Annotated in this window: 17 protein-coding genes and 1 pseudogene; 6 read left to right on the top strand and 12 right to left on the bottom strand. The window is 56.5% G+C overall.

Features of this window, described 5'->3' with window-relative positions; genetic code table 11:
- Positions 1-14: 14 nt before the first annotated feature.
- The 3 genes from JMJ16_RS20565 to JMJ16_RS20555 are packed head-to-tail and all read left to right on the top strand — an operon-like array spanning position 15 to position 2044.
- The gene (locus JMJ16_RS20565) at positions 15-1127 is read left to right on the top strand and encodes a DDE-type integrase/transposase/recombinase (RefSeq protein ID WP_201384550.1); all 1113 of its coding nucleotides are present in this window, start codon (positions 15-17) and stop codon (positions 1125-1127) included.
- Complete coding sequence (locus JMJ16_RS20560) at positions 1124-1396, top strand: hypothetical protein (protein WP_201384548.1); 273 nt, start codon at positions 1124-1126, stop codon at positions 1394-1396. Before JMJ16_RS20565 ends, JMJ16_RS20560 begins: the two co-directional genes overlap by 4 nt.
- Positions 1397-1414: 18 nt before the next feature.
- On the top strand, positions 1415-2044 hold the full coding sequence (locus JMJ16_RS20555) for a site-specific integrase (protein ID WP_201384546.1): 630 nt from the start codon (positions 1415-1417) through the stop codon (positions 2042-2044).
- 278 nt (positions 2045-2322) lie between these two features.
- Here the strand turns inward: JMJ16_RS20555 and JMJ16_RS20550 are convergent, their stop codons facing one another.
- The 11 genes from JMJ16_RS20550 to JMJ16_RS20500 form a co-directional block, all read right to left on the bottom strand.
- The gene (locus JMJ16_RS20550; protein ID WP_201384544.1) at positions 2323-2745 is read right to left on the bottom strand and encodes a flavodoxin domain-containing protein; all 423 of its coding nucleotides are present in this window, start codon (positions 2743-2745) and stop codon (positions 2323-2325) included.
- Positions 2746-2766: 21 nt separating this feature from the next.
- A complete protein-coding gene (locus JMJ16_RS20545; RefSeq protein WP_201384542.1) occupies positions 2767-3561 on the bottom strand; it encodes a hypothetical protein in 795 nt (264 codons plus the stop codon).
- Positions 3562-3579: 18 nt separating this feature from the next.
- Positions 3580-4023 carry a hypothetical protein gene (locus JMJ16_RS20540; RefSeq protein ID WP_201384540.1) on the bottom strand — a complete coding sequence of 148 codons (444 nt, stop codon included), beginning with the start codon at positions 4021-4023 and terminating at the stop codon, positions 3580-3582.
- Between the two features lie 240 nt (positions 4024-4263).
- On the bottom strand, positions 4264-5379 hold the full coding sequence (locus JMJ16_RS20535) for a hypothetical protein (RefSeq protein ID WP_201384538.1): 1116 nt from the start codon (positions 5377-5379) through the stop codon (positions 4264-4266).
- Between the two features lie 272 nt (positions 5380-5651).
- Complete coding sequence (locus JMJ16_RS20530; protein WP_201384536.1) at positions 5652-5954, bottom strand: DUF4342 domain-containing protein; 303 nt, start codon at positions 5952-5954, stop codon at positions 5652-5654.
- A gap of 121 nt (positions 5955-6075) precedes the next feature.
- Positions 6076-6234 carry a hypothetical protein gene (locus JMJ16_RS20525; RefSeq protein ID WP_201384534.1) on the bottom strand — a complete coding sequence of 53 codons (159 nt, stop codon included), beginning with the start codon at positions 6232-6234 and terminating at the stop codon, positions 6076-6078.
- A 42-nt stretch (positions 6235-6276) separates the two neighbouring features.
- Entirely contained in the window at positions 6277-6486 is a 210-nt protein-coding gene (locus JMJ16_RS20520) for a ketopantoate reductase family protein (RefSeq protein WP_201384532.1), read from the bottom strand.
- Between the two features lie 168 nt (positions 6487-6654).
- Positions 6655-7206, bottom strand: a complete 552-nt coding sequence (locus JMJ16_RS20515; RefSeq protein ID WP_201384530.1) for a DoxX family membrane protein — start codon at positions 7204-7206, stop codon at positions 6655-6657.
- 500 nt (positions 7207-7706) lie between these two features.
- Positions 7707-8744, bottom strand: coding sequence for an RNA polymerase sigma factor RpoD/SigA (locus JMJ16_RS20510; protein ID WP_201384528.1), 1038 nt, complete (start codon positions 8742-8744; stop codon positions 7707-7709).
- 116 nt (positions 8745-8860) lie between these two features.
- Positions 8861-9229, bottom strand: coding sequence for a hypothetical protein (locus tag JMJ16_RS20505; protein ID WP_201384526.1), 369 nt, complete (start codon positions 9227-9229; stop codon positions 8861-8863).
- Positions 9230-10438: 1209 nt separating this feature from the next.
- On the bottom strand, positions 10439-11587 hold the full coding sequence (locus JMJ16_RS20500; RefSeq protein ID WP_201384524.1) for an RNA-guided endonuclease TnpB family protein: 1149 nt from the start codon (positions 11585-11587) through the stop codon (positions 10439-10441).
- A 146-nt stretch (positions 11588-11733) separates the two neighbouring features.
- Here JMJ16_RS20500 and JMJ16_RS54515 point away from each other — a divergent pair, with 146 nt between their 5' ends.
- From JMJ16_RS54515 to JMJ16_RS54505, 3 genes are read left to right on the top strand one after another with little or no spacing between them, the layout of a single operon-like run.
- Positions 11734-12234, top strand: coding sequence for a transposase DNA-binding-containing protein (locus JMJ16_RS54515; RefSeq protein ID WP_236601639.1), 501 nt, complete (start codon positions 11734-11736; stop codon positions 12232-12234).
- Positions 12155-12871 carry an IS4 family transposase gene (locus JMJ16_RS54510; protein ID WP_236601638.1) on the top strand — a complete coding sequence of 239 codons (717 nt, stop codon included), beginning with the start codon at positions 12155-12157 and terminating at the stop codon, positions 12869-12871. The genes JMJ16_RS54515 and JMJ16_RS54510 overlap by 80 nt, the downstream gene beginning before the upstream one ends.
- A 40-nt stretch (positions 12872-12911) precedes the next feature.
- Positions 12912-13115: an IS4 family transposase gene (locus JMJ16_RS54505; RefSeq protein ID WP_307813172.1), complete on the top strand. Its 204-nt coding sequence runs from the start codon at positions 12912-12914 to the stop codon at positions 13113-13115.
- 102 nt (positions 13116-13217) lie between these two features.
- Here the strand turns inward: JMJ16_RS54505 and JMJ16_RS54500 are convergent.
- Positions 13218-13469: pseudogene (locus tag JMJ16_RS54500) on the bottom strand (response regulator); the annotation flags it as partial.
- Positions 13470-13866 lie beyond the last annotated feature (397 nt).

The following is a 13866-nucleotide window of genomic DNA, read 5'->3' as shown; positions in this document are numbered from 1 at the left end:
ATCGCCCCGGCTTTGTGGAGGTGGATTTGGTGGCTCATTGCGGGGAGCACCTTGATGGCAGTTTTCTCTACACCATGACGCTGACGGATCTTGCTACTGGCTGGACCGAATGCATTCCCTTGTTGGAGAAAAGAGCTGACGCCGTGCAGGCTGTGCTTTCGCAGGCGCGCACGCTTTTTCCGTTTCCTCTCCTGGGCATCGACGCCGATAGCGGCTCGGAGTTCCTCAATGAGCAGGTGATGATGTATTGCGAGCAGGAGCACCTGACCTTTACGCGCGGGCGCCCAGGAGTGAAAAATGATCAAGCCCATGTCGAGCAGAAGAATAGAGCGGTAGTCCGCGAGGTGGTGGGCTGTGTCCGGCTGGTGGGAGTGCGGGCGTATCGGCAACTCGGAGAAGTCTACCGGGTGCTGCGCCTAGTGGTTAATTGTTTTCAGCCCTCCTTCAAGCTTCAGGCCAAAGTGCTCCAGAGGGACCGAGTGCACCGTGTGTATGACGTGGCCCAGACGCCACTGCAACGGGCGCTGGCTTCTGGTGTCCTGCCGGAAGAGCAGCAGCATGATCTGAGCAAGTGGGTCCAGCGGATCGATCCGCTCGCGCTGAGCGAGCATCTCGATGCCTTGCGGTATGCCCTCCTGTGTGAGGCTCATTTGCCCCCTGCGGTGGGAGCCTCTGGGCGTGCCTGGCCACCGCTCCGCTTCTGTCTGGCGGCTTGTATGTCCGAGCCACTGCCGGCGCCCGAAAGAGAACCTGAACAGACAGGCTCCCTGGAGGTGCCTGGCCGCGAGGAGATCCTGGCGCTGCTCCAGGCCCATCCGGAGTGGACTAGCACCCAGATCGTGCAGGGAATCGAGCATCAGGTTCCTGATCGCGCTGTCTTCGCCCCTCTGGAGACGCACATTTCTGTCATCTGTCCGCCCGGATGCTCCACTTGGGAAGACTCCTGGCTCCTGGAGCGCCTCCAGGGAGGGCAGGCGGAGCCACTCCCAGAGGAGCCGTCCTCCTCTGAAGAAGTGATCTCAGATGCTGACCAGTGTGCCGTGCAGGCGTCCCCTCTTCCCGCACTTGCCTTTGGGACATCAAGCAGGACCGTAGGGGAGCACGAGGGTGTGATGGTCTCTCAATGACGGTCGAGCAGGCTATGGCGGCCTACATGCAGGAGATGTGTACCTCTCGCAGCCCCAAAACGTTGGAGTGGCATCACACCTCGCTTCGAGCCTTGCGGCGCTATCTGTGGAGGCAGTACCATCTCACGGACGTGCGCCACCTTTCCAGGGACTGCTTGCAGACCTGGGTGGCTGACCTGCACCTCGTGCCGTCAGTTCGGACCGGGGCGACGCGAACAGTGAGTACGGTGTCGGCTTACGCCCGTTCGGCGCGGGCATTCTGTAACTGATTGGTTCAGCAGGGATATGTGTCCGAACCGCTTTTTCCGCATGAGGTGATTCCTGCTGTCCCCCAGGGCCCGCTCCACCTGGTGGAACCAGAGATGTTTGTCCACCTGCTACGGGTCTGTCAGCTCCCAGGGTCGCCTGGAGGGCACCACGCGGGTCTGACAGCACGCAACCGTGCTATCCTCTGGCTCTTGTGGGAGACGGGAATGCAGGTGTCTGAACTGTGCCACTTACGCTTGGCGGATGTGGACCGAGCCGGCGGAACCGTGACCGTCCAGGGAAAACGAGGGCCACTTCGTACCTTTTCCTTATCGCCAGACGGGAAGCGTGCCTTGGGTGCCTATCTGGATCAAGCCCGTCTCACGCCAGCCTGGGAGCCTGCGGTGCCAGAGGCGCAGGACCGGCTCTTGCTCACGGAACGGCGGCGTCCTTTGATCAAGAGTAGTCTGACGGGCCTGTTTCAACGGATGAGCCGACGTGCAGGGTTCACCAGGATGCCCATCTGCCCATCCATGCTGCGTGATACCTATGCCATCCGCTTTTTGCAGGCGGGGGGCACGTTGGCAGCCTTGCAGCAGCAGCTTGGGATCGCAGATCGTGTCTCGGTGAAACGGTATGAGCACTTTTGTGAGCAGCAACGTCAGGTGTGAGAGACCCAGGGTTTTCAGACTCGCACCAGCAAAAAAGCGCTGGGGATGATGCTCACAGATTATCTCAAACAGGTGAGAATTGAGGAGGCCAATGTGGGATTTTACGATGCTAATTATTTCTCCAAGGTATTTCGCAAGAGAGCATGATGACCATTGCCTCGGATGTGCGGACTGCGTCGCCAAGGCTGTGCAGCAAGGCTGTTCCTTCCGCCGTGAAACTGCTATGGCCGTCGAGCGTCACGATGACAAACTGGAAATGCATCTCGGCCAGTTCGACGTCAGGGTCTCCACAAATCTTGGTGATGGTCACGTTCAGCAAAAGACAAGCGGCTGTGGTCAAGGACTCCGAAGAAGATCCGCTGATCGCGAGGTCCAAGTATCTCCCGGAACTTCGCGATCTCCTTGGGTTGCGGCTCGGCGTCCTGGACCTCGGTGCCGAGTGGACCGCTGCTGAACAGCCACACCGGGCGCGCAGCTAAGACAGCCTGGTTTTGGCGCACCCACTCTGTGGCCTCCTTCAACCAGGACCCATAGTAGATCGCACTCCCAACCACTAGAGCCTCGTAGTTCTCAGGATTCTCGCGAGCATCCACCGATCTGGTCTCGGCTTTCTTCCCCATCTGCTGGAGTTTCTCCGCGATGCGCTCTGCGATTTCCTGGGTCGATCCGTGCTTGCTTGCGTAAGCGATAAGTATCGTCATCTTTGTCACTGCTTTCTTCTGTTATTTCACTTCTCGAAGGGAGAGGACACTGAGAAAAAGACTCATGACGATAATGAGCGCAAAGAATGCCTCGACGCCAACACTTGTCGCTATTCCATTCCAGTTCATGACAAGAAAGATGGCGAGGATCGCGGTTCCCATGAGGCTGCTAAACACCAGCAAAGAACCGGCAAGGAGGTAGCCCAGGAGCTTTCTTTTCCACAGCAACCGCGCGGTCAAAAGCATGGCGGGGAGGAAGAGTCCTAAATCTAAGATATGCACGGGATTGGTCAGCACATTGGCCTGAGTGACACTTGGCGGAATCGTCCCTGTCACCAGGGCTGAAACATCCTCACGTAACCATAGCAAGAAAAATGCGCTACCGAGGACGAGAAAAAACACACTCACCAGTCTTGCCGGGGTAGGAGAAAAAGCAGCTTGGAGATCGTCCATATGGAGGTGTATCACGCTGCCAACAAGGGCATAAAAAGACAAGCCCAGAATAGCGACATAGACCAGAAACAGGCTATTAAAGTGGAGAGCAAACGCGTATATAATGTACGCGTACAGCAGATACAGGAGCACCCCGCTCCAGACCAGGAACGCCTTGACTGATCCTCTGTTGACAAAATAGGTTGCAATGCACAGCACAACGACAGCGACGAGATTGACGATATCCTGGCCAATTCCCTGGAGCGCCCAGGAGGGCGTTTCTCGGGCGTAGATACTCTTGAGAAAGATGCCTGAAGCACTCGCGGTAAGCACCAGGAGGGCATCGATCACGGATAACCAAAGCGCACTCTTCGAGATGTTCATATGTTCCTTTTTCATGCTTCATGAGGCATGTTTGATAGGGAAGTGGTGACTCCGATACTTGGTCATCCAGAGGGAAGAACTGAGCATAACGATCGCCAGGCCGAGCACGAAGTAGAAGGACTGCAGGACCACGGTCATCACGAGCCAGCTTCCACCGCTCCGGTCAACGATTGCTGCCTCCGCAATCTCGAAGATCATCATGGTGAGCCCGGCGAAAACCGATGCCAGCACACCCCTTTCGCGTCCGGTGAAGAGGGTTGCTGTGGCCAGGAGCATGCTGCCACCCACAATGACCATCAACAACCAGGCGGGGATGGTGTAATCAACGAACGGCGAGCCTTGGAGACTGTCAAGTGAGGCAGGAATCGCTCCTGTCAGCAGACCGATGCCTCCTGCGACGGCACCCAGTGCGACAAAGACCTCTAAGACGACCAGCGCGATGCCGATCCGTTTCTGTTTCATGATCTTGCTTCCTTTTCCCCTGGATGGAAGAACATGTGTTCGTGCAATCCAGGGTCTGTTGCTCGTGTGATGCTTCAGGAGAAACACTGCTTGCTTGTTGATGCGGAACTGACCTCTCTGCTTACAAAAACCCCTCAATCCCTGGACCCCTTTTCATGGAAAAGGAGTCTGGAGAGCACCTGAGCGTGCCGCAGATAACCATCACCTCTTCTGTCTCAACAGAGCGATGCGCTCCAGCACTCATGGTTTCACCACATCGTTCACCGCCCGGCGTGGGCTACGCAATCCTTCGTGCGTCGAGTACCCAACGCGAAAGGTCAGGATGGCCTGCCAGGCAGCATCCTGGACCAACAAGCGCAAGGCATCGCCAAAGTGAGGGGACATCCCCAGGACGATTTCTCTGGATGCGCGCTCTGTCGCCTGGTTGAGCGGCTGCATGGCGAGTCCTTCTTTGGTGGCCCACAGGTGCATATGCTCCCAGAACTGACCCGCACGTACTTGTTGTGTGCGGTCTTGTCTGTTGCGGATCGCGAGCAAGCCGAACGCTCCAGCGGTTTTGGCTTGCTCAGCGGTGTTCTGCAAGAACGAGGAATCTTGCTGCTCTACCGAGACCGAGGGCAGCATCTTCCCCAGGACTCGGGTCAGATCTGGCAGCCCTGCCGCGTCCAGGGTGATGCCATCACGGTGCTGCTGGATGTCTTGCCAGGTCGCGCGCCACCAGGTGCCGGTATCTACCCCATCCTGCGCTTTATCCGCCACAAACGCGTGCGCCGCTTCCACAAGCATATTGCCGACAGGCGTTCGTTCCAGAGCACTGGCAAACCAGAAGACGCGCACATCTGGATCGTCGCCCAGCGCACTGAGGGCATCCAGGGTCACGAGTGACACCGGGTGTCCGGTGTCATAGGGATAGCGATTGGTGTGACGGAGCGGGATCATGTGGTAGAGCGTAGAGACAGGAACGCTGCCGGGTGTCAGGCCAATCCGTGCGACCAGGGTCTCATCCGACGCATCCGGTGACAGGCTGACCCGGGTGGTATACCCATTGGCTGCCGCCGCCAATACCAGGTTTTCCAGAGCGCAACCCAGACCGATATGCATCTCAATGAGAAAGGGATCAACGGTTCCGAGATTGCGACGGAGATCCGAGAAGAGGTCGATCTGCGTCGGGGTGACATGAAAGAGCCAGGGTTGGCTGTTATGCGGATTGGCCGCCAGGATAGCCGCACGCACGAGGTTGAGAGGTCCGCTGGTTGGCGTGCGCCAATCATCCCAGGGCTCGTAGGCGGGTCCCTCGCCTGTGCTGAACACCCCTTGATCGGCAGCGCGCCAGACGCCCCCGCCGACGACCAGCACGAGTGCCCCGCTGCCTGCCAGAGCGAACGCCTTCCTCCGACTGATTTTTTGCGCGGTGGTGTTGGAGTGGGAGTCGCTGGCACGACCTCCTCTTTGCCAGATAGCGGAGTGGGAGTCGCTGGTACGACCTCTTCTTTGCCAGATGGCGTGATATCAGTAGCCATGAAGTATCTCTCCTCAAGCTCTCCGCCGAAAGACGTTGACGGTTTTGTCTCCCACACGTAGCGGAAAAGGGCAAAATCAGTCCACGTGTTTCGCGAAGAGCCTTGGTTTTACTTTAAGGAAGGTTCGCCGGGTTTTTCTGTGCGTACGACCTCAACGGTACAATGGGTCAGCAGCGCCCCCATAGCTCCTATGGCAGCCAGCCACGGAGCAAGCAGTGTGCCGACAACGCCGATGGTGAGCGGGATCTCCATGGTTGGTTGCCCCTCGTGCTTGATGATGATGCGACGGACATTGCCTTCGTGGAACAGTCTTTTCACGGTGGCAACTAACTGCTCACCCATCACCTGGAATTCTTCGCGATCGTCTTGTCGCTGGCCTGCGACTGGTGTGTTTGGATCTCTTTGTGTCACGGTTGTTCTCCTTCTTTTTCTTGTTTCTCGCGTCCATTTTGGGGATGCAATGGACGAAACTTGTCTCATTCTGCGGGTGGCTGTTCCCTTCCAAAAAGGCAGGCTACCCAGAACATGTTCATCATTCCACCTGTTTCATTCCCACCTGTTCATCTTCACGGTCAGCCAGAGACGGACTCGACACAGGAGATGCGAGAAACGTCAACAGGTGACGCAAGGTTGGTGTTGGAGCAGAGGCGGCCTGAAGCTGCTCCATCATTGCCAGTGCGACCAGGTGCATCTCCTCGCGGGCTACATTGGCGGGGAGCCAGGGTGAGCGTGCCTATCGTCGTCCGCAGAGCATATTGCCAATACAGAACGGCAAACCACCTGGGCATCCAGAGAAAGCGGCATCTTCAAGCAGAAGACTATGCAGACGAAGCGCATCTGCGCGCGGACCTCGTGCGAGAAGAACGACATTGCAGCCTGACTCTTGAAGGAGAGCCGCATAGACACTGCCAATTACTCCTACTCCATAGACGAGTATGTTCATAGGTCCCAGCCTCTCTTCTCTTCGCGAAAATACCTTCTGCTCTCTTCAGGGAACGATGAAGCGTTCTCACAAACGCTCGTGAACCCCTCAGTGGCTGACCTGGGCGCTTCTCCCGCCTGGGGGGAATGCCCAGGTCAGCCACGCTTCAAAGAGCCTGTGCCGCCTCACTCAGGCGAGCCAGGGGAAGCGACGAACAAGACTGGTCTGGGTCCACCAACGGCCCAGCCCAAGGGTATTGCCCGCGCCGACCACGGCGAGTCCGAGGAGGACGATGGCGTAGATGATATGATTGTCCATGAAAATGTTATCCTGGGGCGGCAACGATGCGCTCCACATCAGGACGAGCAGGATTGCTCCGGCGACAGCGGCAATGCGCGTCCCGATGCCGAGCAGCAGTGCCAGGGCGATCCCAAGCAGACCGAGCATGAAGGTCCAGTTTACCCAGCCGGCACCTGCGATAGCTTGATACAGGCCCGCGAAGGGACCGGTGGCACCGCTGAGGAAGCCCATACTGGGAGAACCACCGTTGATCCACGCGTGCGCGGGAGTAGTCTCGTGGCCAAGTCCGAAGGTCTTATCCAGAAAAGGCCACAGGAAGGTCCAGCCCAGACACAGTCGGGTCAACGCCCACAGGTAGCGAGCCGCTACGTTGCTGGAGAATTGGGCTGTCGTCGTCTCCCTGACTGGCTCTACGGTGGGAGTGAGAGGTATTTGGGTCATAAGAAATCTCTTTCTGGTTCTGTACCAAAACAGCTCTGTGGAAGAGAAGAGACATGCCATTTCCTTTCTGATTCCGCTGCGAGAACAATGCTCAAGGAACCAGGGAGGGGAAAAGGTGTGCCGCGTGGTAGAACAAGCATGAAGAGGTCGCACGAACGAGGGACACTCTGTTCCTGACCGCTTTGTCTTGCCGCATGGGTTCTGTGGTCTAAAATGAAAGCAGTCAGGTCTCAGAGGAACAAGCCGTTTGAGGAAACGAGGCACTTGTTCAATGAGTGGGTTGCAAGACAGAAGACCTGTAGATGCTCCTTTCCCCATCAGGTGGAATGACGAATGCTCAGAATTGTTCTCAGCATCAGGGTTAGTACTCCGAACAGCACGAAAAAGTTTCACCTGCTCCTTTGTTTTTTCTCCCAGCTCATTGACCCAAAGACAGCAATTGCCGATGAAACTTTTGTCTAGAACAGGTGAGAAGCAGAGAGAGAAGCTCGCTTTCCGGCTCAGCCGCCATGGCCAACAATCGCGCGGAACGCCTCGTACACATCCCTGCCTGCCGCCTGGACAAACCAGCGCAGATCTGCCAGGGCAGCAGCCTCGATCTGACGCACCCGTTCCCGTGTCACCTGGAGTTCTTTGCTGGCTTCACTCAGCGAATACGCATGGCCATTGTCGAGCAGACCGAAGCGCATCCTCATGACCAGTTGTTGGCGTGGCCCAAGCCTCGCCAGTAAGCTCTCAACCTGTGTACGCAACGCCTGTTGCTCCAGGAGATGATCGAGGACCGGCGTTTCCTGGTCTTCCAGGATGTCCGCCAGTGAGTCGGCGTGCTCTTCATCCAGGGGCTTTTCCAGGCTGACCATTTCGTAATTGATTTCCACCAGATCTCGTACCCGTTCTGGGGCGATTCCCATCGCAGTGGCAATCTCTTGCTCGCTCGGCTCATGCCTCAGGTGCTCAAGCAAGGTATGCTTCGTTCGCGTCAACGTATGGATTTGCTCACAGACATGGACGGGGAGGCGAATCACGCGTGCGATCTCGGAGAAAGCACGCGTGATGGCCTGGCGAATCCACCAGGTGGCATAGGTGCCAAACTTGTAGCCTCTGGTGTAATCGAAGGTTTCCACCGTGCGGATCAGACCGAGATTGCCCTCGCTAATCAGATCTTCCAGAGCCATGCCATAGCCACAATAGCGCCTGGCAACACTGACCACCAGACGCAAGTTGGCTTCGATCAGGCGGTGTCGGGCCGCCTCGCCATCTTCTATGAACTGAGATATCTGGTACGCTTCAGGCTTGCGTCGTTCTGCCTGGCCGCGCTCGATACGTTGGGCCAGCCACACCTCCTCTTCCGCAGAGAGCAACAAGACCGCACTTATTTCGTTGAGATAAGGACACACAGAAGACTCGATGGGCGAGCCCGTGCCATCCCTTGACGGAACCTTCCTCAGATCAGATCGACGAGCCAGCGGGTTGCTTCCCAGCAGGGGCTTTTCGATGCCAGTCGGAGAGGGAAGAACCCTCTTTCTTTGCGCTACCATAGTGTTTGCACTCCTTGTCAGGATCGCTTCTCCATCTCAAGTCTCCCTTGACACAACGGGCGACCTTTCCGCCACGTACTCGCATTGGTCGGCAGTGATCCGTGCGCCGAAGCAGATCACGCTCTTTCTGATGAGCCATGGTTGGCCTCTTCCCCGGATGGCTCTATGGAGAACGGATCGAGAGCACCATCGCCCGCGATGATTTCCAAGTCATACCGAGATGCAATGTCCAGCTCACCACCAGCCGCCAGCCAGCGCTGCAGCGCCTCGGCTTCAGACAGTGCGTGCTGCCCATTGGCCCTGGAAAGATTGGCGGCGCCGGGGTCTGGCCTGAAAACGTCTCTCAGACCCGAACCTGGCCGCCACGTCAAGAGAAAATCCGGAGTATGCGGTTGCGTCTGACGCGTCACTTCTACTCCTCGCGTCTGTGGCGAGAACGGCATCGTTTCCCGCGACGGGAGGGGTGTCGATTGATCGGTAGGCATAAAGAAAGCCTTTCTTCCTGAAACAGGAGACGTTTTTTCGCCAGAGCTCTTCCTTGAAGCGTCTATCTCATTGCGCCGCAGAGCGTATCGTGGAGGAAAGGCGAGCACATGGCTTCTGCCCTTACTACACCCGGTTGTTGAACTGGTTGCGTTTCCTTTTTCTCGCTTGTTCCTCTATCGGGACGCGGTACACCGAGTAGCCATAAGCACAGGCAATAACCAGGAGAAAGAGCTAGAACAGCACGAATGGTGGCAGAGGATAATCCTTTCCACGTCTCTTCTCAACAAACAGCTTGATCGAGCCAGAAGAGATGCCAAACACGAGAAGAGCAAGCGATGGGAGGGACACAAGCGGGAGAGCGAACAAGACCATCGGAACCAGGTGGTTCCTTTGAGAAAAGTGAGTTCTGCGCGCGAGTTTCTACAAGCAACCTGGTTGAAGAGGCATCATTCCTATTAGATATGTCTGCGTTTCCTTGAAAGAGAGCATTCTGGTTGAGTACAAGGCCCTCCTTGGCCCCAAGAGAATGGGCCTTTTCTGCTGAGAGGGCCACCACTCATGGCCTGGAATACGCTTATCTGTTAGCTGGAAACGTCTGCTGTTTCCCCGATTCCCCAGGGAACGCGCGGGGAACACCTCCTTGAGAGCGTTCTCTGCGCGTTCTGACCCGTTCAGAATGGGTCGCGCACGGGCGGAACTCCTTCTGACAGGCAGGTACGTGAGAGAGAGGGAGCGTGCAGAGATATATCCCTGAGAGCGCTCTTTCTGAGCATCAGGGTTGATACGGAGAACATCAGGTAAAAGTTTCGCCTGAAATCCCTGCTTTTTGTACCTGGCCTCATCGTCATTTCCAGGGCCAAACATCCTGGAAGCCATGAAACAGCTCCTCAAGGTCATGCTCTCTTTGAGGGATGGAGGTGAAGCACCAAGGCAGTCAGATGGAGCATCGATCGGTGAACGTCGGAAAAATGGAACATGTTTTCCAGGAAAAACAACGCCTGGCTCGGCTTCCCGCCAGAGCAGGCGTTGTTTTTTTGTTGAAAGAACGGAGAGGGAGCCAGCACACGGAGACGGAAGCGCACCTACGCAGTGGGTGCCACCGTTTCCGCCAGCATCTGACGAACCAGTTGGAGCAGCGCAGCAATGGCGAATGGCTTGAGGATCACACCCACGTCAGATACCCCATGCATAAATGCAGGGGCTTGTCCCTAAGCCGAAGCTTGAGACGAGAGGCCGTCTGACAACGACCCACCAGCCAAAGGTGTACCGAGGCTGGCAAGAGACGCAACATACTTGTTGCGAATGTTGCGAGAGGCGTTGAGGTCAGCATTGAGGCTGAATCCACACGCACGGCAAAGGAAGAGGCTTTGAGAACGACGGTTGTTGCGCGCCTGATGTCCACAACACGAGCACGTTTGCGATGTGTGGCGTGGGTCGACCTTCACGACCATCATCCCCTTCTCCTGTGCTTTGTACGAGAGGAACGAATGGAACTGTGCGAAGCTCCACGAATGCAGGCGGCGTTGTCCTTCACCTTTGCGCAGACGCGCACGAGAGCGAATATGGGTCAGGTTCTCAAGGACAATGGTGCATCCGGGAATGGCATTCTCAACGATGCGTTTGGAGAGGACATGGTCATGGTCTTTGCGTTGCCGAAACAGTTTGCCAGAGAGCTTGCGCAGATGGCGCTTCGCGCTCTTGGTGCCTTTGGCTTGCAATTTTCGCTTGAGGCGGAAGATGCGGCGTTCTTGCTCTTTCCATCGGCGCTCCCCCAGGAACTGATGCTTGGAGGTGACAGCGGGATGGGTGAGTCCAAGATCAACGCCAATGTTCTCATCAGAGGAAGGAACAACAGGATCGGGGACGCTTACGACCACATGCAACGTGTACGTGCCTTTGCGATAACACAGGTCGGCGCTGCGTACTTTGCCTCCAAGGTACTTCTCTGCATGTTTGGGAACGAGAAAGGAGAGGTGCACACGCCCTTGCACCGTGGCAAGGCTCATGGTCAGTGTCTCCCACTTGATCCAGTAGGAACGCTGATCGTAGCGGATAGGACAGACACGAGAGCGTGGAGCACTTGCCTTGCGACCCTTCCTCACCCGGTCAAGCGCACTCTTGACGGCTTCGGTGGCTTTGACACGAGCGGCACACACCAGTTGGGCAGGCAGGTTGGGATACTGTGCACGCAGGTCAAAATACGTGCGTTTATGCAGTTCAATTCCATTTCGACACCTGGTGGTAAAACCCTCATCAGCCACAGCATTAAAGCAAGCGGTATGCTCCTGCAATGTCTGTTGCAGTGCCGTAGCTTGCTCATGCGTGGGGGCAAGGCGTAAAACAAGTGTTCTATCCATGCAAAAAGTATCTCATGGAGACCGAGAACTGTCAAGTGGGGAGGATGCACCACCACCCTATCCGCCCGAAAGAAAGGAACGCCTCTTTCCTCCCCATGTCTAAAGACCTGATTCTTACCCACATTTAGGAAGTGATAGAATCAAGGATGAAGACGCAAGAAGTATTAGACGCCAAGAGTTGGGCCGAGCACACCTTTGGGAACGTCCAATTGCACGATAGCCGCCGAACGAGACGCACCATCCAGGCAGCCAGCAACCTGGCGGAGAACCCTCTGGGTTCGCTGCCTGCTCAAATGCACGACTGGAAAGGGGCAAAAGCCTTGTATCGTTTGCTCAACGAGCCAGACGTGACCTTTGCTGCCTTGATGCAGCCGCATGTTCAACAGACGAGGGAACAAGCTGCATCCTCTGCAGTGATGTTGCTGGTACAAGATACCACCGATATCGATCTGTCGCATCGCCACAAGATCAGTGGGACAGGGCAAATTGGCAATGAACGTGGGCGTGGTTTCGCGCGTGCAAACAGTGCTTGCTGTGCGTCCCCCTACCAAGGAAGTGCTTGGCTGTATGGCTCAAGAACCCTTTGTGCGCATTGCAGCACCCAAAGGGGAACAACGCCATCAACGGCTCAAACGCAAAGAGCGTGAAACCGATGTCTGGATGCGCCAGGTAGGTGCCATTGGGAAGCCTAAGCCAGGAAGCACTTGGGTCCATGTTGGGGATCGAGGCGCGGATATGTTCCCGTTTTTCCTCGCATGCCAAGCGAACCAGACGCACTTTCTGGTGCGAGCGGCTCAGAATCGGCGCACGGAAGCGGACGAGGAAGAGATCACGTATTCTCTGGATCGCGCCCGCGCCTTTCCAAGTCAGCAGAGCCGTCCGCTGGAGGTGCCAGCTCGGCATGGACATAAAGCGCGTTCGACCCAGGTTCAGCTTGCCTTCGGACACATGACCCTCTTGCCCCCACGCCATGAGCCGCAAGCGAGCAACGAACCCTTGACCGTCTGGGTCATCCGCGTCTGGGAAGAACTGGCTCCGGAAGGTGAAAAACCGTTGGAATGGATCTTGTTGACCTCGGTTCCCACCATGACGCTCGAACAAGCACGGGAGCGTGTGGACTGGTATCGGCAACGCTGGCTGGTCGAGGAGTATCACCAATGCCTCAAAAGCGGGTGTCGCATCGAGGAACGACAATTGCAAACGGTTGACGCTCTGATGCGCTTGTTGGGGGTGTTGTCTCCACTTGCCGTGCGCTTGTTGCAGGTGCGTGCCTACCGCTCGTGAAGCGCCACAACGCCCAGCTTCTGAGGTGATTGAGCCTCTAATGCTTGCGGTGTTGGCCCAGCGCTCTGGTCACTCGCCTGCCACCATGACACTGGGCACCTTCTGGACGGAAGTGGCACGGCTCGGTGGCTATCTGGCGCGTCGTCGTGATGGTCCTCCTGGATGGCGAACCATCTGGAAAGGCTGGCTCTCCTTGCAAACGCTTCTTGAGGGCGCGCATCTCGCTCTTCACCTCCATTTGTAGATGTGGGTAAGAATCAGGTCTAAAGACAGGGGTTTCCAGAGGCCGACAGCGATGATGTGCTCTCAAGAAGGCTTCTTCATCAGCAATGGCGTATGCATCAGCAGTACAGAGGATCAGCGGAAGAGCGGCGGTTGGTGGATAGGCTTTGAGTTGACGCAAAAGCGGCTCTGCCCCACGGTGGCGACGCAGATGATAGTCCAAAATAAGCAGATCAGGGTGAAAGTGTTTGATGTCTGTCACCTGCTCAAATCCAGAGGCAGCAAGGTGAACGAGATATCCTTCTGGTTCGAGGATCAGTTGGTACAGAAAAAGCAGATCTGGTTCGTCATCAAGAACCAGCAGGCGAGGTGCCATAGTCTCACCTCTCACGCACCGGGTGTGCCTATCCTTCTGGCGACTGTGAGCCAGGAGGAAGAACAGTGCCTTTCCTTGCACTGTATTCCCTCAACTATACCACACCAACCGGTCTCCTCGTGTTCATCTGGAGCACGAGCAAAAGGTCAAGGGCGATGCCAGTGTAGATGCTCCGCGATGAGTTGGGTCACGGTTGGGAGGGCATTCCTTTGATGCGCAGAAGCGAGCGGTCCTCGATGGTGTAATCGGCCGTTAGACGATCTTTCGCCGCGCGAGAAACGCTTCACGCATGCGGAAGTTCAGGGAGAAGCGAAACGTCCACGAGATGCAGGAACGGCTCCTTCTATCAAACGACCAGATCTCTACCTATCAGCATGCGAGAGGCTCCCTTTGTCTG

The sequence above is a fragment of the Ktedonobacter sp. SOSP1-52 genome (assembly GCF_016587395.1).
The sequence above is the reverse complement of the archived record's forward strand: the minus strand, read 5'-3'. Positions and strand labels throughout refer to the sequence as shown.

Excerpts from the sequence above, each read along its gene's own strand:
- JMJ16_RS20560 (WP_201384548.1), top strand. The coding sequence starts at position 1,124 with ATGACGGTCGAGCAGGCTATGGCGGCCTACATGCAGGAGATGTGTACC.
- JMJ16_RS20550 (WP_201384544.1), bottom strand. The coding sequence starts at position 2,745 with ATGACGATACTTATCGCTTACGCAAGCAAGCACGGATCGACCCAGGAA.
- JMJ16_RS20545 (WP_201384542.1), bottom strand. The coding sequence starts at position 3,561 with ATGAACATCTCGAAGAGTGCGCTTTGGTTATCCGTGATCGATGCCCTC.
- JMJ16_RS20540 (WP_201384540.1), bottom strand. The coding sequence starts at position 4,023 with ATGAAACAGAAACGGATCGGCATCGCGCTGGTCGTCTTAGAGGTCTTT.
- JMJ16_RS20525 (WP_201384534.1), bottom strand. The coding sequence starts at position 6,234 with ATGCACCTGGTCGCACTGGCAATGATGGAGCAGCTTCAGGCCGCCTCT.
- JMJ16_RS20520 (WP_201384532.1), bottom strand. The coding sequence starts at position 6,486 with ATGAACATACTCGTCTATGGAGTAGGAGTAATTGGCAGTGTCTATGCG.
- JMJ16_RS20515 (WP_201384530.1), bottom strand. The coding sequence starts at position 7,206 with ATGACCCAAATACCTCTCACTCCCACCGTAGAGCCAGTCAGGGAGACG.
- JMJ16_RS20510 (WP_201384528.1), bottom strand. The coding sequence starts at position 8,744 with ATGGTAGCGCAAAGAAAGAGGGTTCTTCCCTCTCCGACTGGCATCGAA.
- JMJ16_RS20505 (WP_201384526.1), bottom strand. The coding sequence starts at position 9,229 with ATGCCTACCGATCAATCGACACCCCTCCCGTCGCGGGAAACGATGCCG.
- JMJ16_RS20500 (WP_201384524.1), bottom strand. The coding sequence starts at position 11,587 with ATGGATAGAACACTTGTTTTACGCCTTGCCCCCACGCATGAGCAAGCT.
- JMJ16_RS54515 (WP_236601639.1), top strand. The coding sequence starts at position 11,734 with ATGAAGACGCAAGAAGTATTAGACGCCAAGAGTTGGGCCGAGCACACC.
- JMJ16_RS54510 (WP_236601638.1), top strand. The coding sequence starts at position 12,155 with ATGGCTCAAGAACCCTTTGTGCGCATTGCAGCACCCAAAGGGGAACAA.
- JMJ16_RS54505 (WP_307813172.1), top strand. The coding sequence starts at position 12,912 with ATGCTTGCGGTGTTGGCCCAGCGCTCTGGTCACTCGCCTGCCACCATG.